Consider the following 22,664-nt stretch of genomic DNA (forward strand, 5'->3'; position numbering starts at 1 on the left):
GAAAAAGCTACCCTGTGATTTTGTTTTTTGCAGTTGCAAGAACAGCATGCTGCTGAAAAAATAGGCGGTCAAGTGGTTTTGAAGTGGCCTCAAAGTGGGCAATACCACTTTACAAAGAAAGCATCACGGCGGAGACGGACGGCGCGTTGTCCTACTGGACAAGCAAAAAAACGGCAGAGGAAGGATGAAAAAAGACGCTGGATCAGGAAAAGACAGACCAGTTTTATAACACGCTGTAAGTGGTATTGCTGTGGAGTCAGGAGAAAAGGCAGAATTTGTGCAAGCGCCCTGAATAGCCTCGGCGCGCCTGAAAAACGTTCAGAGCAAGGCGCCTTGCCGAAGACAGTACGAATAGTACGGCTAGGCAAGGCAACGCAGCTATGGACGTTTTTCTACGTTCAGGGTAAGACGCCTTGCCAAAGACAGTACGCAAGTACGGCTAGGCAAGGCAACGCAGCTATGGACGTTTTATCAGGTGTGCCCTCAGATCAAATCAAAGACCGCCATCGATTCGACGTGCGAAGTATGCGGGAACATGTTCACCACGCCCGCCTTGCTCAGCACATAACCCGCTTCCAGCGCCAGGATGCCGGCGTCGCGCGCCAGGGTCGACGGGCTGCACGACACATACACGATGCGTTTCGGCAGCAGGTCCGGACGCACTTGCGACAGGCCGACCAGCGCCTGGCACAGGGCCATGGCGCCATCGCGCGGCGGGTCGACGAGGATGCGGTCGAACTTGCCCAGCGCGATCAGGTCGTCCGTCGTCACTTCGAACAGGTTGCGCGTGGAGAACGAGGTTTTTTCCGCCAGGCCATTGGCCAGCGCGTTTTCCAGCGCCCGCTCCGTCAGGGTGGTGCTGCCTTCGATACCGACCACTTCGCTGCCTTGCGTGGCCAGCGGCAAGGTGAAATTGCCCAGGCCGCAGAACAGGTCGGCCACGCGGTCCGTCGGCTGCACTTCCAGCAAACGCAGGGCTTTCGATACCAGCACGCGGTTGATGTGGTGGTTCACCTGGGTAAAATCGACGGGCTTGAACGGCATCTTGACGCCGAATTCCGGCAGCAGGTAGTGCAATTGCTTGTCCAGCGGATAGAACGGCACGGCCGTTTCCGGGCCTTTCACCTGCAGCCACCATTGCACGCCGTATTCGTCGGCAAAGGCCTTCAATTTCGTTTCGTCATCCGCCGTCAAGGGCGCCATGATGCGCAAGACCATGGCGGTGACGTCTTCGCCCACGGCCAGCTCGATCTGCGGCATCTGGTCGAAGATGGACAGCGAAGCAATCAATCCACGCAGCGGCAGCAGCATGGCGGAGATGTGCGGCGGCAAGATTTCGCAGCTATCCATGTCGGCCACGAACGCCGATTTCTTTTCATGGAAGCCCACCAGCACGGCGTCTTTCTTCTTGACGTGGCGCACGGACAGGCGCGCGCGGTAGCGGTAACCCCACGTCGGGCCATACATGGGGCGCATGATGCTTTGCGGACGCACCTTGCCGATATGCCACAAGTTGTCTTCCAGCACGCGCTGCTTGATCGCCACCTGCGCCGACGGCTCCAGGTGCTGCATCGAGCAGCCGCCGCAATTGTCGAAATGCTTGCATTTGGGCGTCACGCGCATCGACGATTCGCGGTGCAGCGCCGTCATGCGGGCCATTTCCCAGTTCTTCTTTTTCTTGAACGTCACAAAGCTGACGCGCTCGCCCGGCAACGCGCCTTCGACAAACACGACCTTGCCCGGCGAGCCGTCTTCGTTCTCAATATGGCCAACGCCACGGGCGTCCATGTCGAGCGATTTGATTTCGATGATATTTTCTTGCATAGCGATCAATAGGTAAGAGTGGGCCAGGACGCAGGGCCGCGCTGGAACTTGAAAGAATGGGGGAAAGGTCAGGCGCCGCGAGCGGGGCGTATGATAGCAGATCGCGACAGGCAAAAGCCGCTCAAGCCCTCACCGGGCAGCAAGCCTGAGAAAATGCGCGGGGCAAGGCGCGTGGCCGAAGACAGTACGCCAGTACGGCGAGGCCATGCAACGCCGCCATGGGCGTTTTATCAGACTTGCTACAGCAGGGAGTCGCGCACGACGCCGCGTGCGGCCATAGCCCGTTTGAGCTTGATCAAGGCTTCTTGCTGGATCTGGCGCACCCGCTCGCGCGTCACGCCCATTTCCTCGGCCAGGGTTTCCAGGGTGGCCGGGTCGTCGTTGTCGAGGCCGAAACGGCGCATGATGACGACGCGCTGCTTGTCGGGCAGCTTGGTCAGCCAGTCGCGCACCAGCACCGTCATTTCATGGTGTTCCGCGCGCGCGTCGGGGCTGTCTTCGCTGGCGCCGGGCAACATGTCCATCAGCGACGATTGCGGGTCGTTGTCGAGCGGCGCGTCGAGCGACGTGGCGTGCTCGGACAGGGCCAGGATATCCTGCACCTCTTCCACGGGACGGCCCACTAGGTGGGCGATGTCTTCCGCGGTGGCATCCTTGCCGTCGTGGTGCTGGGCTTCCAGGTGGTACTTGCCGCGCAGAATTTGATTCAGTTCGCGCACCATGTGCACGGGCAGGCGCACCGTGCGCGCCTGGTTCATGATGGCGCGCTCGATGCTCTGGCGTATCCACCAGGTGGCGTAGGTAGAGAAACGGAAACCGCGCTCGGGCTCGAACTTGTCGATGGCCCGCATCAGGCCGATGTTGCCTTCCTCTATCATGTCGAGCAAGACCACGCCGCGGTTGATGTAATGCTTGGCGATCGACACGACCAGACGCAGGTTGTGCTCGATCATGGTTTGCCGGGCTTCGAAATTGCCCTGCTTGGCGAGGGTGGCGTAATGCACCTCTTGCGCCGCCGTCAGCAGGGGCCGCGTGCCGATCTGGTTCAGATAGTGCTGGGTAGTATCGGTCGACAGCTCGGCCGCCAGCACTTTTTTCAATTCATCGACACTTTCGACCAGCACGCTGACGCTGGCCACCTCGCCGCCTTCGCCCGCGTCGACGGCATCGATGCCGTCAAGTTCGCCGGCATCGTCCGTCACGACTTCGTCTGCCCCGTCTTCCGGCAGTTCCGGGTCATCGTCCAGCTGGTCGTGCGGCGCGTGTGTCATTGCTTTACCTAACGGTTAGGCAGGAATTTCGAAGGGTCGACAGGCTTGCCCTGCTGGCGAATTTCAAAGTGCAGCTTCACGCGGTCGGCATCGGAATCGCCCATTTCGGCGATGGCCTGGCCTTTGTTGACGTTCTGCCCTTCCTTCACCAGGATGCTGCGGTTATGCGCATACGCCGACAATAAACTATTACTGTGCTTCACGATGACAAGATTACCATAACCACGGATTCCGCTCCCGGCATACATGACTTTTCCCGCGCCGGCGGCCACCACTTGCTGGCCCGCCTTGCCGGCGATATCGACGCCCTTGTTCTTGCCTTCGTCGAAAGTGCCGATGACCTTGCCTTCGGAAGGCCACATCCAGCTGATCTTGTCGTCGCCAGGCGCCGATGCCGCAGGGGCTGCCGCGGCGGCGGCCGGTGCGGCGGCGACGGTTGCCGCCGGGGCTGGCGCAGGCTTGGCGTCGCCCATGCCGCCATCGGCGCGCAATTCGGCCAGGGTGGCGTCGGAATACGCGCGCTTCTCGCCGCGCGGCCCCGTTTTCTTCGGTACGACAGGCGCGGCCGGTTTGACTTCCGTCGCTGGCGGCATGACGATGGCCGACGTTTGCGCGCCGCCCGTGTCGCCATTCGGCGGCAACACGCGCAGCACCTGGTCGACCTTGATGTCGTTCGGGTTGCTCAAGTCATTCCAGGCCACCAGGTCGCGGTAATTCTGCCCGTGCTCGAGGGCGATGCGCAACAGGGTGTCGCCACGCTTGACCGTGTAATAGGCCGGGTCGCGGTCGCGCGGATCGCTGGCGGCGGCGCTGCTGCTCGAGGGGTGGCGCTCGACGACGGGCGCCTGGACGCCCGTCGTGCCGCAACCGCTCAACAGCGCGGCCAAGGTGATGCTACATAGAAGTATGTTACTTTTCTTAATCATTCGCATGTATTTATATGTCCTGCTTGCTAGCTGATCCGGGGATCATATGGTGCCCGGGCGCAAAGGTACGAAATGGCAATCTTCCAGGGTTTGGCTAGTCCATTCCATTTTCCCCACCCGGGTAATGAGTTGTAAGTGTTGCAATTTAGCCCCCACCGGCGCAACCAGACGCCCGCCGGGCGCCAGCTGTTCCAGCAGGGCTTGCGGGACTTCCAGGCCGGCTGCGGCAAGGATGATCCCGTCGAAGGGCGCCGCCTGCGGCAGGCCAAGCATACCATCTCCGTACTGCAAGCGCAGATTCGACACGCGCAGCGGGCGCAAATTCGCCTTCGCCAGCTCGTGCAGGGGCCGGATGCGCTCGATCGAATACACCTCTTTTGCCACCAGCGACAGCACCGCCGCCTGGTAACCGCAGCCCGTGCCGATTTCCAGCACGCGCTGCAACGCCCCGCCCTGGCGCATCACTTCGATCATGCGCGCCACGATGTACGGCTGCGAAATGGTCTGGTGGTGGCCGATGGGCAGCGAGGCGTCGATATACGCCTGCGACGCCAGCGCCTCGTCCATGAACATGTGGCGCGGCACGGCTTGCATGGCGTCCAGCACCACCTGGTCCTTGACACCCTGTTTCGCGATGCGCGCCACCATGGCACGGCGCACGGCCTCCGAAACGAGCGGATTTTGCCGCGGCGGCGACACCGCCGCCGGCTGCGCCCGCTCATTGGCGATGGCCTGGGCCCGCGACGGCGCGATGGCCGCGTGCGCGCCATACGGCTGCGCAACGCCGCGCGCCGCGCTCTGCGCCGCATTCTGCGTGGCCGTCTGCGGCGTGGCGATCCTGGACTGGGCCAGCGACTGCCCCCCGCCCTGCCTGGCGGGCTTGCCGGCCAGCGAATCGAGGGACAGGGGGAAGGTGCGCGGCTTATCGGTCATGGTTGTCGGTCATCGTGAGCGGTCATGCCAGGCCTTTTGCCAGTGCATCGAGTTGGGTGGTATGGGTCAGGTCGATCTGCAGCGGCGTGATCGACACTTGCCCATGTTCAACAGCATGGAAGTCCGTGCCCGGACCGCCTTCCTTGGCGGCGCCGGCGGGGCCGATCCAGAAGATTTCACGGCCGCGGGGGTCGAGCGCGCGGATCACGGGCTCGGCCGAATGGCGCTTGCCCAGGCGCGTGGCCACCACGCCTTGCATTTGCTCGTAAGGAATGGCGGGGATATTCACGTTCAGCAGATACGGTTTCTGCAGGGCGTCAAACTGGCGCTCGACGATTTCCCTCGCCACGCGGGCGGCCGCGTCCAGGTTGGCCCAGCCAAACTGCGACTGGGAAAAGGCGATGGCGGGAATGCCGAACAGATAGCCTTCCGTGGCGGCGGCCACGGTACCCGAATACAGGGTGTCGTCGCCCATGTTGGGGCCGTTGTTGATGCCGGAGACCACCAGGTCGGGGCGCTCGATCAGCATGCCCGTCAGCGCCACGTGCACGCAGTCGGTGGGAGTGCCGTTGACAAAATAAAAGCCGTTGGCGGCCTTGTGCACGGACAAGGGCCGGTCCAGGGACAGCGAATTGGACGCGCCCGAACGGTTGCTGTCGGGCGCCACCACGACGATGTCGGCAATAGGGGCGAGCGCATCGGCCAGGGCCGCCAAGCCAGGCGCCAGGTAGCCGTCGTCGTTACTGATAAGAATTCTCATAACGAGATTTTACCTGAAGCAATGCCAACACTGCGCGTACCGCACGCCGATAGACAGCATTATTTGTGCCGCCGCGCGGACATGGCGCGCCGCATCAGCGCTGCTCGATGCGCGCCTCGGACAGCGCCCCTTCCAGCGCCTGCACTTCATCCTCCTGCAAGGCCAGCAAGGCATTCAAATCGCCTTGTAATTTGTACATCCTTTTCAGCTGCGCCATGCCACGCCTGCGCAGCTTGCCAGGCACGCCCGGACGCAGCAGGCAAGACTTCAAATGTTCGGCCAGTTCGCCCGCCTGCGCATACTGTTCGCGCTCGATCATGCCTTGCAGCATAGAGATCATGCTGGCCAGGGTCTCCGGCTCGGCCCCTTCGTGCCCGTTGGCGCGGCCGGCCAGGATGGTTTCCTGCAAATGTCGCGCGCCGTCCAGCACGCTGTCTGCATGTCCCGTGACGGGCGCGTTCAAGAGCCGGTCGCTGCCGCTGAGCACGGCATCTTCCAGCAGGCGCGCCGCCGCGCTGTCGCCCTGCTGCTGCAAGGTGCCGGCAAGTTGCGTCTTGCTGTGCAAGGTATCGAGGTGGTCTTCGCCCAGCAGGCGCGCATGCACTTCCAGCACCTGCTCCTGCACGCTGCGCGCCGCATCGAGTTCACCGCGCCGCAGCAGTGCCTCGGCCAGCTTGCGCTGGCTCATCAGGGTTTCCGGATGATCGAGCCCGTGCGTGCGCTCGCGCGCCGCCACCTGGTCTTCATGCAACTGGCGCGCGCCGGCCCAGTCGCCCTGCCCGGCGACGATGTCGGCCAGCAAATCGCGCGTGGCCAGGGTGGCCGCATGGTCGCTGCCCAGGCGCCGCTCCTGCGCCTGCAGCACGGCAGCGAACAGGCGCCGCGCCCCTTCCAGGTCGCCTTCACGCCCCAGCGCCTGCGCCAGGGCCAGCTTGCTGCGCAAGGTATCGCCATGCTCGGCGCCAAACAGGCGCTCGCGCGCCGCCACCACCGTGGCCAGCACTTGCTGCGCCTGCGCCAGCCGGCCCATGCGCAGCAAGGTGGCGGCGCGGCCATCCATCGCTTCCAGGGTCAGCGGATGCTCGCCGCCCAGCTGGCGCGCATAGCTTGCCAGCACCGCATCCTGCAGCAGCAGCGCCGCCGCCAGTTCACCCTGCAGCAACAGGGTTTTCGCCAGGCAGGCCCGGGCGGCCAGGGTATCGGGATGTTCGCTGCCCAGCACCCGTTCGCGCACGTCGAGCACGTCTTCTTCCAGGAAGCGGGCTTCCTCGAGCTTGCCCAGCTGGCGCAACAGGCGCGCCATGCCGCTCTTGCACGCCAGGCTGTCGGGATGCTCCTCGCCCAACAGGCGCACGCGGATCTCGACGCTTTGGCGGAAGGCATCGAGCGCCTGCCCGCTGCGGCCATCCTTGCGGTACAACTCGCCCAGGCGCGCCAGGTCGCGCGCCAGCGGCAGGGCCACGGCGCGGCCCGGTTCGGCCTGCAAGGCCTGGCGCGCTTCGCTGATGGCGCCCAGCAAGGCGATTTCACGGCTCGATTGCCAGGGGAAGTAGCCGCCCGTCAGCCAGTGCAAAAAGGCTTCGAAGGTGCGCGTGAGGGAAAAGCGGTCGCCGCCCTGGTCTATGCGCACGGCCAATTGCTCGCCATAGGCAAAGGTTTTCGTCTGCTGCAGCTGGACTTCGTCGAAATAACTGTCGAGGGCGATCTGCGGCAAGCCATACGAGGTGCGCAGCAGGCGCTCGAACATGGGCTGGAAGCCGGCGATGCCCTTGTGCGCATCGCCGCGGCGCCACTCGGCGCGCTGCGCCCCGTCGCCCATTTCTATGCGCGAGGGCAAGGGGTACACGAGCAGCGGGCGCTGTTCGTCTTCATGGCTGCGGCGGTATTCGATGGCCCGCGTGACAAGCGCGTCGACGCCTTCCAGGCTTTGCCGGTTCGGCGTGAAGACCACCACCAGCTTTTTCGGCAGCAAGGTGGTGCAGATGCCCGCGCTGTCCGTGCGGCCCGTGCGCGAATCGACCAGCACGTAACGGAAATGCTGGGCCAGGGTATCGGCGAAGCAGCGGAACAGGGCCGGGCAGCTGTCGAACAGCTGATCCCAGCGCATCTGCGCCAGGCGCTCGCTGTAGCTGGCGTCGAAGCGCCCCGCGCGCATCAGGTACAGCGGACTGCCTTGGTCGACGCGCACCACGTACTGCTGCCAGTCGATGGCGTCGAGCACGCGCTGGGCCAGCGCCGCATCCTCGCGCCCCCCATCTTCCCGGCCCCTGGCCTGCCCGCCGGCGCGCGCGCCCGCCGTTTCCAGGCTGATGCGCTCGAGCTGCTGGCGGCACGCCTCGAAGAACTCGAGCACGCCCGGTCGCTCCTCGTGCTGTTCGAAATAATGGTGCAGGCCCGGCGCTTCCATGTCCCAGTCCAGCATCAGCACGGGCACGCTGGCGTTTTCGCGGCGCGCCAGCAGCACGGCGATGTTCGACAGGGCCATGGTGCGGCCGGTACCGCCCTTGTAGGAGTAGAAGGTGACGACTTCGCCAGGGGCGCTCAAAGGCGGCAGGGAGAGGCGTTGGCATTCCATGACAGGACCTTTTACGTGATTAACGTGGAAAGTGGGGAGGCGGAATGGCGCGCCATTCCGGCGGAATAGCGGGCAACACGAAACGGCTGCAATCGTGGCCGGGCGGTGTTGACCGCTTGAGCAAGTGGTAATGCGTGGCGATGCGCTGCACGATGCGTTCGATGTCGGGCAGGTATTGCGGATTCGATTTCAGGTCGCCGCTGGCCAGGGTATAGCCGGAAAAATCCACGTACAGGCCCGATTCCGTGATTTGCGGCGGCAAGCCGTCCGGATGGCGCGTCATGATGATGGGAATGATCAGGTGGCTGGGCAAGTCGTACCAGGCGCGCCGCTCCTGCTCGATCAATTGCATGGCGGCAAATTCGCGCCGCGTGTAGCCGTGCGCTTCATATTTGGGCGTGTACAGCACGATCATGCACACGCTCTGGCACATGGCGCGCGCCACGCGCAAGTCGATATCGTCGCCGCCGCCCAGTTGCTCGCTGTCGATGAACAGGACTTCCTCGCGGTCCAGGTGCGGTTCCAGATAGCAAGCCAACGCCTCGATGAGGTCATTCTTGAACTTGTTCATGAACGCATATTGGCCGTGCGCGTAGCTCAAGAAACAGCCGTAGCGGATCTCCATGGCATCCCCCTGTTCCCCGTGCGGCCCTGCCATCGCCGCGCCTTGACCCTGCAAGGCATGAGCTCACTGTAGACCGCTCGGCAACAAGCCTGTTTGCGCTGGCGCAAAGATGTGTCTGGCGTCCTGGACATGAGGAAAAATGCCAGAAACTGGCGCGATCGCGCCGATTTCTGGCATGCCGGGCGCGCAAGCGGGCGCCGCGCGAAAAACGCCATGTGATTGATAACAAAGGGAAATACGCCGGCGCGCGGATGGCGCCGGCAGGCAGGACTTAAGCGAGGACTTAGGCGCCCCTGGCGGGCAGGTTGCGGAAGAACTCAACCACTTCGGCGGTGTCGCGCGTGCGCTTGAACGGCGGCAGGCTTTGCCAGATGCGCTTGCCGTACGGCTTGGAAATGAGGCGCGGATCGCAGATCATCAGCACGCCCCGGTCGCCCTCGTCACGGATCAGGCGGCCCGCGCCCTGCTTCAGGTTGATGATGGCTTCCGGCAGCGAATGGTGCATGAAGCCGTTCTTGCCCTGCTTTTCCATCACTTCAATGCGCGCCGCCAGCACGGGATCGTCGGGCGGCGCGAACGGCAGCTTGTCGATGATCACGAGCGACAGCGCATCGCCGCGCACGTCGACGCCTTCCCAGAAACTCTGGCTGCCGATCAGCACGCCATTGCCGGCCGCGCGGAACTGGTCCAGCAATTCCGTGCGTCCCTTTTCTCCCTGCACGAACAGGGGGAAGTTCAGGCCACGCTGCTTGAATTCATCGGCCAGCCGTTCGGCCGCGCGCTTGACGGCGCGCAAGGTGGTGCACAGGAAGAAAGTGCGCCCGCCCGCCGCCTCGATGATGGGCAAGGCGCAGTCGATGACGGCGTCCGTGTAGCCGAGCGAATTCGGTTGCGGCAGGTTTTGCGGCACGAACAGCAAGCCTTGCTCGCCATAATCGAACGGGCTCGGCCACGTGTGCGACGGTTCGCCCGTCAAGCCCATCTGTTCGGAAAAATGCTTGAAGTCGTTTTTCACGGCCAGGGTGGCGGACGTGAAAATCCAGCTGCGCGGCGTGCCTTCGCGCTGGTTGTTGAAGATGGGCGCGATCGACAATGGCGTTTTATGCAATTGCAAGGAACTGGAAAACGCTTCCACCCAGAACACGGCTTCCTCGCCGGCCGCAACCTTGGCTTTCGGATCGAACTTCCAGCCGCTCAGCTGCTGCGCCAGCTCGACGCCGCGCACGCGGCACTGTTCCAGCGTTTCCGCCCGTTCCGCCTGGGTTTCCAGCACGGCCACCATGCCGTCGAGCTCATCCTTGAGGGTGTCGAGCGCGGGGAAAAAGTCGCTCGAGGGGGCGATCTGCGGCAGGGACAGGCGCACGATATCCTGCGGGAAGGTCAGGCGCAGGTCGCGCGCCGCCTTTTCCACCACCGTGACGGTCTTGGCCCAGTCGATGCCGCGCGCATGCGCGAGGCCCTCGGCCAGCACGTCGCGGCACAGTTCCAGGATTTGCGACGTCGACACCGTATTGCCAAAGAACAAAGTGGCCGTGTCGGGCAACTGGTGCGCCTCATCGAAGATGATGGTGTTGGCCGATGGCAGCAATTCCGCCACGCCCGTATCCTTCAGGGCCACGTCGGCAAAGAACAAGTGATGGTTGACCACCACCACGTCGGCCTGCTGGGCTTCCTTGCGGGCCTTCATGACGAAGCAATCCTGGTAATACTGGCACTCGGCGCCCATGCAGGTGTCGCGCGTGGACGTCACCAGGTTCCAGATCATGGCGTTTTCCGGCACCTTGGTCAGCTCGGCCTTGTCGCCCGAGCTGGTCATCTTGATGAAGCGCGAAATTTCGCGCAGGTGGCCCACGTCGTCGCGCGACGTCATGCGCCCGTTTTGCAGGGTGCGTTCCAGGTGATAGTGGCAGACATAGTTCGAGCGCCCCTTCAGCAAGGCGACGGAAACGGGCGCCTGCAGCGCGGCGCGCACGGTGGGGATATCGCGCAGGAATAGCTGATCCTGCAAGTTTTTGGTACCGGTGGACACAATGGTCTTGCCGCCCCACATCAGGGCCGGCACCAGGTAGGCGAAGGTCTTGCCTGTGCCCGTGCCCGCCTCGGCGATCAGGGTCGTCTGGCTGTCGATGGCGCTGGCGATGGCTTTCGCCATTTCCGTTTGCGAACGGCGCGGCTTGTAGCTGCCCACGGCCGGACCGAGCGGGCCGCCGGCGCCAAACAGGCGCTCGATGTCGGCATCGTGCTTGCCAGGCGGCGCCTGGAGCTCGGCGGGCAGACTGGCTGGCAGATCGGCAGGCTGGCCATCTGGGCTTGCGGGCAATAAATTGTGATCGGTCAAAATATACTTAGGTGAAGGCTGGACTGGACGCTACTGGCGCCCCTCAGGCGGGAACGTCGGGCACCAACTGCATTTTCAGCAAGGTGATGTGATCCTTCAATTGCAATTTGCGTTTTTTCAGGCGGCGCAGTTGCAGCTCGTCATGGTGGCCATCGAGTATCAGCAACTCGATGACGGCATCGAGGTCGCGGTGTTCCACGTTGAGTTCAATCAGGCGCCGCTCTATTTGCTGTGCATCGCTCATGTGTTGCGTTCCAGGCAGTGTTGGTAACGGTGTTGGGAAACCGGCGCGCGCAGCGTACGCAGGCAGCCAGTGGGCGTAGTTTAACCTGCCGCGCGGCTTAGGGCACGCCCTTTCCGGCCTGCCCCCTGCGCGGCAGCGTTATTTGGCCGGCGGCACAGGCACAGGTACAGCAACGGCCGGCGTGCTGGCAGCGGCGGCCGCCGCCTTGGCAGCCTTGGCCTGCGCCTCGGCCTGGCGCTCGGCCAGGCGTTGCGCCACCCGTTTCTGGCGCGCCACGGCGTCAGCCTGTTTTTTCGAATAGGCTGCTTCGCGGGCGGCGCGGCGCGGGGCCTCGGCAGCGTCGGCGGCGGCCTGCTTCGCCACCTTCGCCGCGTGCTCAGCCTCGCGCTCGGCCACGCTCTTGCCTTCCGGCTTGGGCGGCGCCGGCTCGGGCGCGACCACTTTCACGGGCTTGGGCAAGGCCGCGGCACGCTGTTCGGCGTCCAGGCGCGCACTTTCCTGCGTCCGGGCCAGGTCGATATCGCGCAAACGCACGGACTCGGCGCGCTTGAAGTAATTCGCTTCCGCTTCGACGGCGCGCAGGCGCACGAGGATCAGGCGGCGCTTTTCCTTGGCCTTGTCCAGGCAGTTATTCACGAAAAACTTGTCGTAGCACTCCAGTTCGCGCGTGGCAAACTCGTTTTCCGCTGCCGCGCGCTCGCTGGCGACCAGCTTCAGCTTGGCGTCCGCCTCGTCCACCGACAAGGTGGCGGGCACCTGCGGCGCGCCGACCTCATCCAACGCCGCGGCACCCTGGTGCGCGCAGGCGGACAACGCCAGGACCAGGCCCAGCGCCGCACCCAGCTTGTATAGTGTATTTGCCATCATGTTCCTTATCCCTGCCTCAAACGATCGCGTCGGCCGCGCCGCGCTGTTCTTTTTCCATGTATTCGCGCGATTGCATCTCGATGATACGCGAAACGGTGCGGTGAAACTCGTTGGCCAGCATGCCGTTCGTGTACAACTCATCAGGCGGCACTTCGGCCGACATGATCAGCTTGACCTTCTGGTCATAAAACACGTCGATCAGCCAGGTAAAGCGGCGCGCTTCGGACGACTGCGCCGCCGACATGGCCGGTATGCCGGACAATATCACCGTATGGAAGCGGCTGGCGATTTCCAGGTAATCATTTTGCGAGCGGGGACCGCCGCACAGAGTGGCGAAATCGAACCAGATGATGCCGCCGGCGCGGCGCAGGCAATGGATTTCGCGGCTTTCGATGCGGATGCGCGCGTCTTCGTCTGCCGTCTCGGCGATGCGCGTGTAAGCGTCGCGCAAAGCCTTGTCGGTCTCCGCGCCGAGCGGCGTGTAGTAACTTTCCACCTGCTCCAGCGCGCGGCCGCGGTAATCGACGCCCGCGTCGACGTTCATCACGTCGAGCTTGTCCTTGAGCAGCGCGATGGTCGGCAGCATGCGGTCGCGGTGCAGGCCGTCCGGATACAGCAGGTCCGGATCGTAATTCGAGGTCATGATGAAGGACACGCCGTTGGCGAACAGGGCCGACAGCAGGTTGTACAGGATCATCGCGTCGGCGATGTCGGAGACGTGGAATTCATCGAAACAGATCAAACGGTATTTCTTGGCGATGCGCTTGGCCACCTCGTCGAGCGGGTCGGCCACGCCTTTCAATTCATCGAGCTGCTGATGCACGCCGCGCATGAATTCGTGGAAGTGCAGGCGCGTCTTGCGCACCAGGGGCACGACCGAGTAAAAACTGTCCATCAGGAACGATTTGCCGCGCCCCACCCCACCCCACATATACACGCCTTTCGGCACGGCAGGACGGTTCAGCAGGCGCTTGAAGGTGCTCGAGCGCTGGCCCTTGTAGGCCACCCACTCGTCATAGCACAGCTGCAGGCGGTCGACCGCGCGCCGCTGGGCGGCATCGGCCTTGAAATCACGCTTCTGCAGCGCGTGCTGGTAAAACTCTTCTACGTTCATGGGATTCGCTTTAACGCACAGGGGCGCCGGCGGAAAAAATCCGCGAGCGCCCCCGTAGGACTAACTACAATTAAAAGTTCAACGTGCGCTTGTCAACCGCCAGTGCCGCTTCCTTGGTCGCTTCCGACAGGGATGGGTGAGCGTGGCAAATGCGCGCGATGTCTTCGGCCGAAGCCTTGAATTCCATCGCCACGACGGCTTCGGAAATCAATTCGGAGGCCATCGGGCCGACGATGTGCACGCCGAGGATTTCATCGGTCGTCGCATCGGCCAGGAATTTCACCATGCCCGAGGTGTCGCCCAGCGCGCGCGCACGGCCGTTGGCCATGAACGGGAAGGTACCGGCCTTGTAGGCGATGCCTTCGGCCTTCAGGGTTTGCTCGGTCTTGCCGACCCACGCGATTTCCGGCGAGGTGTAGATCACCCAAGGAATCGTGTTGAAGTTGGTGTGACCGTGCTGGCCGGCGATACGCTCGGCCACGGCAACGCCTTCTTCTTCCGCCTTGTGCGCCAGCATCGGGCCGCGCACGACGTCGCCCACTGCCCACACGTTCGGCAGGTTGGTCTTGCAGTCGCCGTCGACGGCGATGAAGCCGCGCTCGTCCAGCTGCAGGCCGACCTTGTCGGCACCCAGGCCATTCGTGTTCGGCGTACGGCCGATCGAGATGATCAGTTTGTCGAACACGGCTTTTTGCGCTTCGCCCTTGGCGTCCACGAATTCCACGGTGACGTCTTTCTTGCCTGGCGTGATCGCACCGATCTTGCAACCGAGGTTGATCTTCAAGCCTTGCTTGGTGAACAGCTTCGACGCTTCCTTGGCGATCTGCTCGTCGACAGCGCCCAGGAAGACCGGCAGGCCTTCCAGCACGGTGACGTCGGAACCCAGGCGGCGCCAGACGCTGCCCATTTCCAGGCCGATCACGCCGGCACCGATGACGCCCAGCTTGGCTGGTACCGCGTCGATGGCCAGTGCGCCCGTGTTCGACAGGATCAATTTCTCGTCGAAAGGTGCGCCCGGCAGTTCGCGCGCGTTCGAACCCGTGGCGATGACCACGTGCTTGGCCGTCAGGGTTTCGTTGGCTTCGCCCGTCACGCTGATGTCATACGTGCCAGCGGCGGCGGCAGCGAAAGCGGCGCGGCCGTGGAAGAAGGCGATCTTGTTCTTCTTGAACAGATACAGTATGCCGTCGTTGTTTTGCTTGACGACGGTGTCTTTGCGCTTGAGCATCTGGCCCAGGTTCAGCTTCAGGCCGGCGACGTCGATGCCGTGCTCGGCGAAGCTGTGGCCCGCGTGTTCGAAATGCTCGGACGATTGCAGCAGCGCTTTCGACGGGATGCAGCCGACGTTGGTGCAGGTACCGCCAGGCGCGGCGCCGCCCTTGGCGTTCGACCACTCGTCGACGCAAGCGACGGAAAAGCCCAGCTGCGCTGCGCGGATGGCGGCGATGTAGCCGCCAGGGCCCGCACCGATGACAACTACGTCAAATTGTTTAGTACTCATGTTTTGTTATTCCAATCTCTTCGTCTGGTACGAAAATCCACAATAGAAGGTAAATCACCACGCCGAAGCCGAAGGTCAATGTAAACAGGACGAAGACGAGGCGCCAGATCCACGCTTCCATGCCGGAAGCGCGACCCAGGCCGCCGCACACGCCGCCGAGCCAGCGGTCGTTGCGCGACCGGCGCAGGCGGTTGAATTCCTGCACCAGGTCGTTCGCGGGGCCGGAGGCGGCACCGGACGCGTTGTCCGGTTTGTCCAGGTTGATATTGCTCAGGAGCTTGGCTTTCGCTTGCGCGAATTCCGCGTCGCTCAGGGCACCTGCCAGGTGCAACTCGTGCAGACGCTTGATTTCTTCAGAGACGTTCATGGGAATCCTCTTTCATTGAGATCAGCCAGCTGCGTCTTCTGGCAAGGGGTATCAGCTACATTGCCCCGGCGGCTACGCCGGGGGACTACAGTGCTTACAGGTCCAGCAGCAGGCGTGCAGGATCTTCCAGCGCTTCTTTCATCGCCACCAGGCCCAGGACGGCTTCGCGGCCGTCGATGATGCGGTGGTCGTAGGACATGGCCAGGTAGTTCATCGGACGCACCACGATCTGGCCGTTTTCGACAACTGCGCGGTCCTTGGTCGCATGCACGCCCAGGATGGCCGATTGCGGCGGGTTGATGATCGGGGTCGACAGCATGGAGCCGAAGGTGCCGCCGTTCGAGATCGAGAACGTGCCGCCCGTCAGGTCGTCCAGGGTCAGCTTGCCTTCCTTGGCTTTCGCGCCGAATTCACCGATTTTTTTCTCGATGTCGGCGATCGACAGCTGGTCCGCGTTGCGGATGATAGGCACGACCAGGCCGCGTGGCGAACCGACGGCGATGCCGATGTCGAAGTAGCCGTGGTAGACGATGTCGTTGCCGTCAACGGAGGCATTGATGATCGGGTACTTTTTCAGCGCGGCGACGGCGGCCTTGACGAAGAAGGACATGAAGCCCAGCTTGACGCCGTGCTCTTTCTCGAACTTGTCCTTGTACTTGTTGCGCAGGTCGATGACCGGCTGCATGTTCACTTCATTGAACGTGGTCAGGATGGCGTTCGTCGATTGCGATTGCAGCAGGCGCTCGGCGATACGTGCGCGCAGGCGGCTCATCGGCACGCGCTCTTCAGGGCGGTCGCCCAGGCTGGCGGCCGACGGCGTGGCAACTTGTTGCAGCGCTGGCTTGGCAGCGGCTGGCGCCAGTGGCGCGACAGCTGGCTTGGCGGAAGCGGCCAGGGCGTCGCCCTTGGTCACGCGGCCGTCTTTGCCCGAACCGGCGACGTCGCCAGCGGACAGGCCTTTTTCGGACAGGATCTTGGCGGCGGCAGGCATGGCGACATCGCCTTTGGTCGCAGCGGCTGGCGCGGACGCGGTAGCGGCGTCTTGTGCGGCGGCAGCCAGGGCTGGTGCAGGCACGGCCGACACTTCCATCGGGCTGACCTTGGCCGAGCCGTCGGTGTCGATGATGGCGATGACTTCGCCGGCGACGACGGTAGCGCCGTCAGCCTTGATAATTTGAACGATCACGCCAGCGGCTGGCGCCGGCAGTTCCAGCACCACTTTATCGGTTTCGATATCGATCATGTTTTCGTCGCGCGCAACTGCTTCGCCGACTTTCTTGTGCCATGCCAGCAGGGTCGCTTCTGCAACCGATTCCGACAACTGGGGAACTTTGACTTCGATTTGTGCCATGTAAAACTCCGTTTATTTTGTTATTGCGGCGCCGCCCCTGCGTAGCAAGGGCGGCGCTCCGTCACGATGTATGCGAACAGGCACCATGCATACGCACGGCACCCGTCATCCTGCCACTTACTTGGTCAGGATAAAACCCTTCAGCTTCGAGAATGCCGTTTCCAGCAGATCTTTTTGCTGGGCGTAGTGCTTGTCATAGTAACCGACAGCAGGCGACGCCGAAGCAGGACGGCCGGCGTAAGCCAGACGCTGACCCGATTCCAGGCCTTCGAAGATGTTGTGCTGGATCTGGAACCAGGCGCCCTGGTTTTGCGGCTCGTCCTGCGCCCAGACGACTTCGACCAGGTTCGGGAACTTCTTCAGTTCAGCAGCGAACGACTTGTGCGGGAACGGATACAGCTGTTCCAGGCGCACGATGGCCGTGTCGGTCTGGCCGCGGGTCTTGCGTGCGTTGACCAGGTCGTAGTAGACCTTGCCCGAGCAGGCGACCACGCGCTTGACTTTCTTGGCATCGATTTTGTCGTCGACTTCGCCGATGACGGTCTGGAAACCGCCCTTGGCCAGGTCGGTCAGCGGCGAACCGGCATCCTTGTTGCGCAACAGCGACTTCGGCGTCAGGATGACCAGCGGCTTGCGGAACTGACGGACCATCTGGCGGCGCAGCAAATGGAAGATCTGCGAAGCCGTCGTCGGCTGCACCACTTGCATGTTGTTGTCTGCGCACAGCTGCAGGAAACGTTCCGGACGCGCGGACGAGTGTTCAGGACCCTGGCCTTCGTAACCGTGCGGCAGCATCATGACCAGGCCGGAAGCGCGGCCCCACTTCACTTCGCCGGAGCTGATGAACTGGTCGATGACCACTTGCGCGCCGTTGGCGAAGTCGCCGAACTGGGCTTCCCAGATCGTCAGGGTGTTCGGTTCAGCGGTCGAGTAGCCGTATTCGAAGGCCAGTACGGCTTCTTCGGACAGCACCGAGTCGATGACGGTGAACGGCGCCTGGTTGTCCGACACGTTTTGCAGCGGAATGTAGGTACCTGCATCCCAACGCTCGCGGTTCTGGTCATGCAGGACGGCGTGGCGGTGCACGAAGGTGCCGCGGCCGGCGTCCTGGCCCGTCAGGCGGATGGCGTAGCCGGACGATACCAGCGATGCGTAGGCCAGGTGTTCGCCCATGCCCCAGTCGAGGTTCATTTCGCCACGGCCCATGGTGCCGCGGTCGCCCAGTACTTTTTCAACCAGCGAGTGGACCTTGAAGTCTTCCGGCACGGTGGTGATGCGGGTGGCCAGGCGTTTCAGTTCCGTCATCGGCACGGCGGTGTCGGCCGAATCGGTCCATTTCTTGTTCAGGAACGGCAGCCAGTCGACGGCGTACTTGTTCTTGAAGTTCGAGATGACCGGATCGACGGTGTGCTTGCCGGCGTCCATGGCGTCGCGGAAGGCGGCCACCATCTTGTCGCCGCCATCGGCAGGAATCACGCCTTGCGCTACCAGCTTGTCCGCGTACAGCTTGCGGGTGCCTGGATGCTGGCCGATCTTCTTGTACATCAGTGGCTGCGTCAGTGCCGGCGTATCTTGCTCGTTGTGGCCAAGCTTGCGGTAGCAGATGATGTCGAGGACGATGTCCTTCTTGAATTCCATGCGGTAGTCGAGCGCGATCTGCGTCGCCAGCACCACGGCTTCCGGATCATCGGCATTGATGTGCAGGACCGGTGCTTCGATCATCTTGACGACGTCGGAGCAGTACAGGGTCGAGCGGGCATCGCGCGGATCCGAGGTGGTGAAACCGATCTGGTTGTTGATCACGATATGCACCGTGCCGCCGGTATGGTAGCCACGGGTTTGCGCCAGATTCAGCGTTTCCATGACCACGCCCTGGCCGGCGAAAGCGGCATCGCCGTGCACCAGGATAGGCAGCACTTGCGCGCCTTGCGCGTCGCCGCGGCGATCCATGCGGGCCTTGACGGAACCTTCGACCACAGGGTTGACGATTTCCAGGTGCGACGGGTTGAACGCCAGCGACAGGTGGACCGGGCCGCCTGCGGTGGAGATGTCGGACGAGAAACCTTGATGGTATTTCACGTCGCCGGCAGGCAGGTCGTCGCCATGCTTGCCTTCGAATTCTTCGAACAGTTCCTGCGGCGCCTTGCCCAGGGTGTTCACCAGCACGTTCAGGCGGCCGCGGTGGGCCATGCCGATCACGATTTCCTGCACGCCTTTTTCGCCGGCGCGCTGGATGGTTTCATCCATCGAGGCGATGAAGGTTTCGCCGCCTTCCAGGGAGAAGCGCTTCTGGCCCACGTAGCGGGTGTGCAGATAGCGTTCCAGGCCTTCGGCCGCGGTCAGGCGGTCGAGGATGTGGATTTTTTTCTCTGGGGTGAAATTCGGGGTGGAGCGGATCGCTTCCAGTTTCTCCTGCAGCCAGCGCTTTTCGGCCGGGTCGGAGATGTACATGAATTCGGCGCCGATCGAACGCGTGTAGGTATCGCGCAGATAGTTGAGCAGATCGCGCAGGGTGGCGGTCTCGGGGCCAAAATAGGTATTGCTGATGTTGAACACGGTGTCCATGTCCGCATCGGTGAAACCGTAGAAGCTCGGCTCGAGCTCAGGGATCATCGGACGTTCCTGGCGTTGCAGCGGATCCAGGTTGGCCCAGTGCGAACCGAGGTAGCGGTAAGCGGCGATCAGCTGCGTGGCGGCGACGCGCTTGCGGCCCATTTCAGCATCGAAGGAAGCGGTCACGGTGCGGATCGGACCAGCTTTTGCGCGCTCGGCGAACGAGGCGACGACGGAGGCATGCGCCACGTCAGGCTTGTTGGTGCCATCGACGGCAGGCACGTGCTGCATTGCGTCGAAGTAGGAACGCCAGTTATCGGGTACCGAGCCTGGGTTGTTCAGATACGCCTCGTACAGGTCTTCCACGTACGGAGCATTCCCACCGAACAGGTAGGAGTTGGTCGTTAATTGCTGCATATATTGCTCACCTTTCTTCGCGCTTCGCGAGGAATTAGCGGGTTAATCTAACCTTCCGCGACACGGCCTGACCGGTTAGCGGATTGCACATCAAGTTGTGGGGAAGGGCTTTTTTATTGCACCAGCATTCTGCATACCGTCATTTAGAATAGCACGCGGTATTGTAACGCAACAACCGCTAGTTGAATTTTATTTGGCAAGCAAATGTAAGCTGTGTTGTTGATTTTCCCGGGCTTGCAAGCCTGTCACTGTTGCGCTTACAGCACATCGGCAGCCCTGCCGGCGTGCCGCTTGCGTCCAACTGGTCTGCCCGGCAACGGCGCCGCCGCGATGGCCGCCAGCCAATCGGGATCACCGGCAAACCACTCCACCAGGAAGTCGAGCATGGTGCGCAGCAAGGGCGACATGTGCTGCCGCGAGGTGTAGATGCCGTAGATGCCCATGTCCTGCGGCTGGTACGCGGGCAGGAGCTCCACCAGCTGCCCGCTGGCGATCAGCGGCGCGGCCGAATAGCGCGGCTGCATGGCGATGCCCGCCCCCGCCACCGTTGCCACCAGCAGGACCAGCGACTCATTCGCCGACAGGCGGCCGCTGACGGGAACAGTGAGCGCTTCCCCGTCGTGCGTGAACTGCCACAGGCTCTTGCCGAAATACGTGTACGTCAGGCAGTTGTGCAGGGCCAGGTCTTCCGCCCTGCGCGGCGTGCCGTGCGCCGCCAGGTACGATGGTGCGGCGCACACCACCGAAGCGCAGCTGGCCAGCTGGCGCGCGATCAGGTTCGGCTCGAGCGCGTTCGTGATGCGGATCGCCAGGTCGATGCGCTGCTCCACCAGATTGACGGCGCGGTTCTCCATCTGCAGGTCGACGGCGGCGCGCGGGTAGCGCCGCAGGTAAGCGGTCACTGCGCCGGCCAGCGCCGTCTGCGCCAGCGATTGCGAGCAGGTGATGCGCAGCAAGCCGTGCGGCGTGTCGAAGCCCTCGGGCGAGGTGACGGCCATGGCGCCGGCCACTTCCAGCATCTGCCGGCAGCGCGCCAGGGTGGCCTCGCCCGCATCCGTCAGGCTCAAACGGCGCGTGGTGCGATGCAGCAAGCGCGCCCCCGCCCACTGCTCCATCTCGGCCAGGTAGCGCGTCACCATGGCGCGCGACATGTCGAGCGCGTCGCTGGCGGCCACCATGCTGCCACGCTCGGCGATGGCGACGAATACTTGTGCGGCGGTGATGCGGTCCATGCGGGTACTCCTTGATTCATCCGATTCATGCAACTAAGTATTGCAATCTACCCTATTTCCCGTGCCTGGTCGAAAGGATAATATGCGAGAGAGTATCTAATATTGAAAGAATAATATGCTTGCACGCGCCGCCCTCCCCTTTCACCCCTACCGCACGCTGGAGACCTTCCAGTTGGATGTGCTGGGCCGCGCACCGTCCACCTCGCTGCTGCTGAGCGGCGTGGCGGACGCCATCCTCGTCAATACCCAGTTCCTGCGCGACGATGCGGCGCAGTTAGCGCACACCATCGCCGCCAGCGGCAAGCGCCTGACCACCATCTATATCAGCGCGGCCGAACCACAAGCCTATTTCGGCCTGGGCGTGCTGCAGCAAGCTTTTCCGCAGGCCCATATCCTCGCCAGCGGCGCCACGGTCGAGGCGATACGCCGCCAGGCCGGCGCCAGGGTCGCCCACTGGGGCGGCATCCTCAAGCACAATGCGCCGCACCGCATCGTCCTGCCGCAACCCTATGAGGGCGACAGCCTGCAGCTGGAGGGCCGGCAGGTCGCCCTGCACCAGCTGGAAGCGGCCTTGAACTGAGGCTGAACCAGCGCTCTTACAAAGCGGCCAGGAAGCGTTCATACTCTTGCGCGCTGCGCGCCAGCCGCCCGGCATAACCCGCTTCCTTCGGCCCGTCTTCCGCACCATAGAAGGCAAAGAAGCGGCGGTTGTCGGCGCCGATATACGCCAGAGTGACATCGAACGGCGCCAGCAGCTGCGCCAGGGTGACCTTCCACTTGCCTTCCGGCGTGAAGTCTTCCTGGCGAATGCCTGCCGTGACGGCCAGCGCCACCTTGCGGCCCTTGAAGGCGTCGCCGCCCGTGCCGTAGGCCCAGCCATACGCCAGCACGTCATCGAGCCACCGCTTCAGCAAGGGCGGACAGTTAAACCAGTACACGGGGAACTGCAAGACCACATTGGCGTGCGCCTCCACCAGCGCCTGCTCCCGCGCCACATCGATATTTCCATCCGGATAAGCCCGGTGCACGTCGTGGAGGGTGTAGCGCTCGGGATGCTGCGCCAGCTCCTGCAGCCAGCGCTTGTTGGCGACCGAGGTGTCGATCGAGGGATGGAAGACGATAACGAGGGTTTTCTTCATGCTGCTTTCCTGAATATGGGATGGATGCACCGGACGCGCATGCACAAAAAAGCAGGCAAGCCGGTACCCTGCCCCAAGGCGCGCAGCACATGGCCGCGCGCCTGCAAGGGCAAAAACAGCATAACCATGGCGAGTACTTTCCACAAGTACGCACATTGATTACCCATACAGTATAAAAAGTAAGTTACTTGACTGCAGAAATCCCCTTTACCAGGCGTATCCGGATCAGGCAGGCTGGTGCCGTTCACCCCATTCGCACAAGGTATGCAGCACGGGGATCAGCGAGGCACCCTTGCTTGAGAGGGAATATTCCACCTTGGGCGGCACTTGCGGATATTCCTTGCGCACGATCAGCGCATCGGCTTCGAGTTCCTTCAGGACCACGCTGAGGGTCTTGAAGGCAATGCCGCCGAGGTGCCGCTTGAGTTCGTTATGCCGCAGCACGGTGTTTTCCGCCAGCGCGTACAGGATCAGCATCTTGTACTTGCCGCCGATCAGCGACAAGGTGTAGCCAAATGCCGTATCGCCCAGGGCTACGCCGCTGGGGGCGCATGTTTCGTCATTCATCGCGTTATGTTTTCTGTTGAAGCCAGGCCTGAGCATACCAGCCCGGCTTGCGGCCGGCGG

At 63.0% G+C, this 22,664-nt stretch carries 19 protein-coding genes; 1 reads left to right on the top strand and 18 read right to left on the bottom strand.

Annotated elements, in window-relative coordinates:
• Positions 1-483: 483 nt before the first annotated feature.
• The 16 genes from rlmD to O3300_RS09415 form a co-directional block, all read right to left on the bottom strand.
• Entirely contained in the window at positions 484-1,824 is a 1,341-nt protein-coding gene (gene rlmD / locus O3300_RS09340) for a 23S rRNA (uracil(1939)-C(5))-methyltransferase RlmD (RefSeq protein ID WP_099667081.1), read from the bottom strand.
• A gap of 239 nt (positions 1,825-2,063) precedes the next feature.
• On the bottom strand, positions 2,064-3,095 hold the full coding sequence (gene rpoS / locus O3300_RS09345) for an RNA polymerase sigma factor RpoS (protein WP_077407335.1): 1,032 nt from the start codon (positions 3,093-3,095) through the stop codon (positions 2,064-2,066).
• 8 nt (positions 3,096-3,103) lie between these two features.
• Positions 3,104-4,021, bottom strand: a complete 918-nt coding sequence (locus tag O3300_RS09350) for a peptidoglycan DD-metalloendopeptidase family protein (protein WP_305052769.1) — start codon at positions 4,019-4,021, stop codon at positions 3,104-3,106.
• A gap of 42 nt (positions 4,022-4,063) precedes the next feature.
• Entirely contained in the window at positions 4,064-4,954 is an 891-nt protein-coding gene (locus tag O3300_RS09355; protein WP_305052770.1) for a protein-L-isoaspartate(D-aspartate) O-methyltransferase, read from the bottom strand.
• Positions 4,955-4,976: 22 nt separating this feature from the next.
• On the bottom strand, positions 4,977-5,714 hold the full coding sequence (surE, locus tag O3300_RS09360; protein WP_034789072.1) for a 5'/3'-nucleotidase SurE: 738 nt from the start codon (positions 5,712-5,714) through the stop codon (positions 4,977-4,979).
• 94 nt (positions 5,715-5,808) lie between these two features.
• On the bottom strand, positions 5,809-8,289 hold the full coding sequence (locus O3300_RS09365) for a tetratricopeptide repeat protein (protein ID WP_305052771.1): 2,481 nt from the start codon (positions 8,287-8,289) through the stop codon (positions 5,809-5,811).
• A gap of 19 nt (positions 8,290-8,308) precedes the next feature.
• The gene (locus O3300_RS09370) at positions 8,309-8,914 is read right to left on the bottom strand and encodes a toll/interleukin-1 receptor domain-containing protein (protein ID WP_035820738.1); all 606 of its coding nucleotides are present in this window, start codon (positions 8,912-8,914) and stop codon (positions 8,309-8,311) included.
• Positions 8,915-9,197: 283 nt separating this feature from the next.
• Entirely contained in the window at positions 9,198-11,234 is a 2,037-nt protein-coding gene (locus O3300_RS09375) for an ATP-dependent DNA helicase (RefSeq protein WP_369812270.1), read from the bottom strand.
• A 61-nt stretch (positions 11,235-11,295) separates the two neighbouring features.
• On the bottom strand, positions 11,296-11,496 hold the full coding sequence (locus tag O3300_RS09380) for a YdcH family protein (RefSeq protein WP_034752051.1): 201 nt from the start codon (positions 11,494-11,496) through the stop codon (positions 11,296-11,298).
• A 138-nt stretch (positions 11,497-11,634) separates the two neighbouring features.
• On the bottom strand, positions 11,635-12,360 hold the full coding sequence (locus O3300_RS09385) for a hypothetical protein (protein WP_251350500.1): 726 nt from the start codon (positions 12,358-12,360) through the stop codon (positions 11,635-11,637).
• 19 nt (positions 12,361-12,379) lie between these two features.
• The gene (gene zapE / locus O3300_RS09390; RefSeq protein WP_034752052.1) at positions 12,380-13,477 is read right to left on the bottom strand and encodes a cell division protein ZapE; all 1,098 of its coding nucleotides are present in this window, start codon (positions 13,475-13,477) and stop codon (positions 12,380-12,382) included.
• A gap of 70 nt (positions 13,478-13,547) precedes the next feature.
• Positions 13,548-14,978, bottom strand: coding sequence for a dihydrolipoyl dehydrogenase (gene lpdA, locus O3300_RS09395; protein ID WP_034752057.1), 1,431 nt, complete (start codon positions 14,976-14,978; stop codon positions 13,548-13,550).
• Complete coding sequence (locus O3300_RS09400; protein WP_077407361.1) at positions 14,968-15,345, bottom strand: PspC domain-containing protein; 378 nt, start codon at positions 15,343-15,345, stop codon at positions 14,968-14,970. Before O3300_RS09400 ends, lpdA begins: the two co-directional genes overlap by 11 nt.
• 94 nt (positions 15,346-15,439) lie before the next feature.
• Complete coding sequence (gene odhB, locus O3300_RS09405; protein WP_230542174.1) at positions 15,440-16,696, bottom strand: 2-oxoglutarate dehydrogenase complex dihydrolipoyllysine-residue succinyltransferase; 1,257 nt, start codon at positions 16,694-16,696, stop codon at positions 15,440-15,442.
• Positions 16,697-16,813: 117 nt separating this feature from the next.
• A complete protein-coding gene (locus O3300_RS09410) occupies positions 16,814-19,666 on the bottom strand; it encodes a 2-oxoglutarate dehydrogenase E1 component (RefSeq protein ID WP_034789088.1) in 2,853 nt (950 codons plus the stop codon).
• A 257-nt stretch (positions 19,667-19,923) separates the two neighbouring features.
• Entirely contained in the window at positions 19,924-20,898 is a 975-nt protein-coding gene (locus O3300_RS09415; protein ID WP_305052772.1) for a LysR family transcriptional regulator, read from the bottom strand.
• A gap of 115 nt (positions 20,899-21,013) precedes the next feature.
• Here O3300_RS09415 and O3300_RS09420 point away from each other — a divergent pair, with 115 nt between their 5' ends.
• Complete coding sequence (locus O3300_RS09420) at positions 21,014-21,478, top strand: hypothetical protein (RefSeq protein WP_305052773.1); 465 nt, start codon at positions 21,014-21,016, stop codon at positions 21,476-21,478.
• A gap of 16 nt (positions 21,479-21,494) precedes the next feature.
• Here O3300_RS09420 and O3300_RS09425 read toward each other — a convergent pair whose 3' ends face one another.
• Both O3300_RS09425 and O3300_RS09430 read right to left on the bottom strand, forming a co-directional pair.
• On the bottom strand, positions 21,495-22,037 hold the full coding sequence (locus O3300_RS09425; protein ID WP_305052774.1) for an NAD(P)H-dependent oxidoreductase: 543 nt from the start codon (positions 22,035-22,037) through the stop codon (positions 21,495-21,497).
• 225 nt (positions 22,038-22,262) lie between these two features.
• Positions 22,263-22,604 (bottom strand): helix-turn-helix domain-containing protein, encoded by a 342-nt coding sequence (locus tag O3300_RS09430; protein WP_099667071.1) that lies wholly within the window; start codon positions 22,602-22,604, stop codon positions 22,263-22,265.
• Positions 22,605-22,664 lie beyond the last annotated feature (60 nt).

It is taken from the genome of Janthinobacterium sp. SUN206, from assembly GCF_030587305.1.
Classification (GTDB): domain Bacteria; phylum Pseudomonadota; class Gammaproteobacteria; order Burkholderiales; family Burkholderiaceae_D; genus Janthinobacterium; species Janthinobacterium kumbetense.

What these genes read in the sequence shown, in the direction of transcription:
- odhB (WP_230542174.1), bottom strand. Translation starts at nt 16,696, where the DNA reads ATGGCACAAATCGAAGTCAAAGTTCCCCAGTTGTCGGAATCGGTTGCA.
- O3300_RS09350 (WP_305052769.1), bottom strand. Translation starts at nt 4,021, where the DNA reads ATGATTAAGAAAAGTAACATACTTCTATGTAGCATCACCTTGGCCGCG.
- rlmD (WP_099667081.1), bottom strand. Translation starts at nt 1,824, where the DNA reads ATGCAAGAAAATATCATCGAAATCAAATCGCTCGACATGGACGCCCGT.
- surE (WP_034789072.1), bottom strand. Translation starts at nt 5,714, where the DNA reads ATGAGAATTCTTATCAGTAACGACGACGGCTACCTGGCGCCTGGCTTG.
- O3300_RS09365 (WP_305052771.1), bottom strand. Translation starts at nt 8,289, where the DNA reads ATGGAATGCCAACGCCTCTCCCTGCCGCCTTTGAGCGCCCCTGGCGAA.
- zapE (WP_034752052.1), bottom strand. Translation starts at nt 13,477, where the DNA reads ATGAACGTAGAAGAGTTTTACCAGCACGCGCTGCAGAAGCGTGATTTC.
- O3300_RS09425 (WP_305052774.1), bottom strand. Translation starts at nt 22,037, where the DNA reads ATGAAGAAAACCCTCGTTATCGTCTTCCATCCCTCGATCGACACCTCG.
- O3300_RS09420 (WP_305052773.1), top strand. Translation starts at nt 21,014, where the DNA reads ATGCTTGCACGCGCCGCCCTCCCCTTTCACCCCTACCGCACGCTGGAG.
- O3300_RS09355 (WP_305052770.1), bottom strand. Translation starts at nt 4,954, where the DNA reads ATGACCGATAAGCCGCGCACCTTCCCCCTGTCCCTCGATTCGCTGGCC.
- O3300_RS09380 (WP_034752051.1), bottom strand. Translation starts at nt 11,496, where the DNA reads ATGAGCGATGCACAGCAAATAGAGCGGCGCCTGATTGAACTCAACGTG.
- O3300_RS09430 (WP_099667071.1), bottom strand. Translation starts at nt 22,604, where the DNA reads ATGAATGACGAAACATGCGCCCCCAGCGGCGTAGCCCTGGGCGATACG.
- O3300_RS09410 (WP_034789088.1), bottom strand. Translation starts at nt 19,666, where the DNA reads ATGCAGCAATTAACGACCAACTCCTACCTGTTCGGTGGGAATGCTCCG.
- O3300_RS09400 (WP_077407361.1), bottom strand. Translation starts at nt 15,345, where the DNA reads ATGAACGTCTCTGAAGAAATCAAGCGTCTGCACGAGTTGCACCTGGCA.
- O3300_RS09415 (WP_305052772.1), bottom strand. Translation starts at nt 20,898, where the DNA reads ATGGACCGCATCACCGCCGCACAAGTATTCGTCGCCATCGCCGAGCGT.
- O3300_RS09370 (WP_035820738.1), bottom strand. Translation starts at nt 8,914, where the DNA reads ATGGAGATCCGCTACGGCTGTTTCTTGAGCTACGCGCACGGCCAATAT.
- lpdA (WP_034752057.1), bottom strand. Translation starts at nt 14,978, where the DNA reads ATGAGTACTAAACAATTTGACGTAGTTGTCATCGGTGCGGGCCCTGGC.
- rpoS (WP_077407335.1), bottom strand. Translation starts at nt 3,095, where the DNA reads ATGACACACGCGCCGCACGACCAGCTGGACGATGACCCGGAACTGCCG.
- O3300_RS09385 (WP_251350500.1), bottom strand. Translation starts at nt 12,360, where the DNA reads ATGGCAAATACACTATACAAGCTGGGTGCGGCGCTGGGCCTGGTCCTG.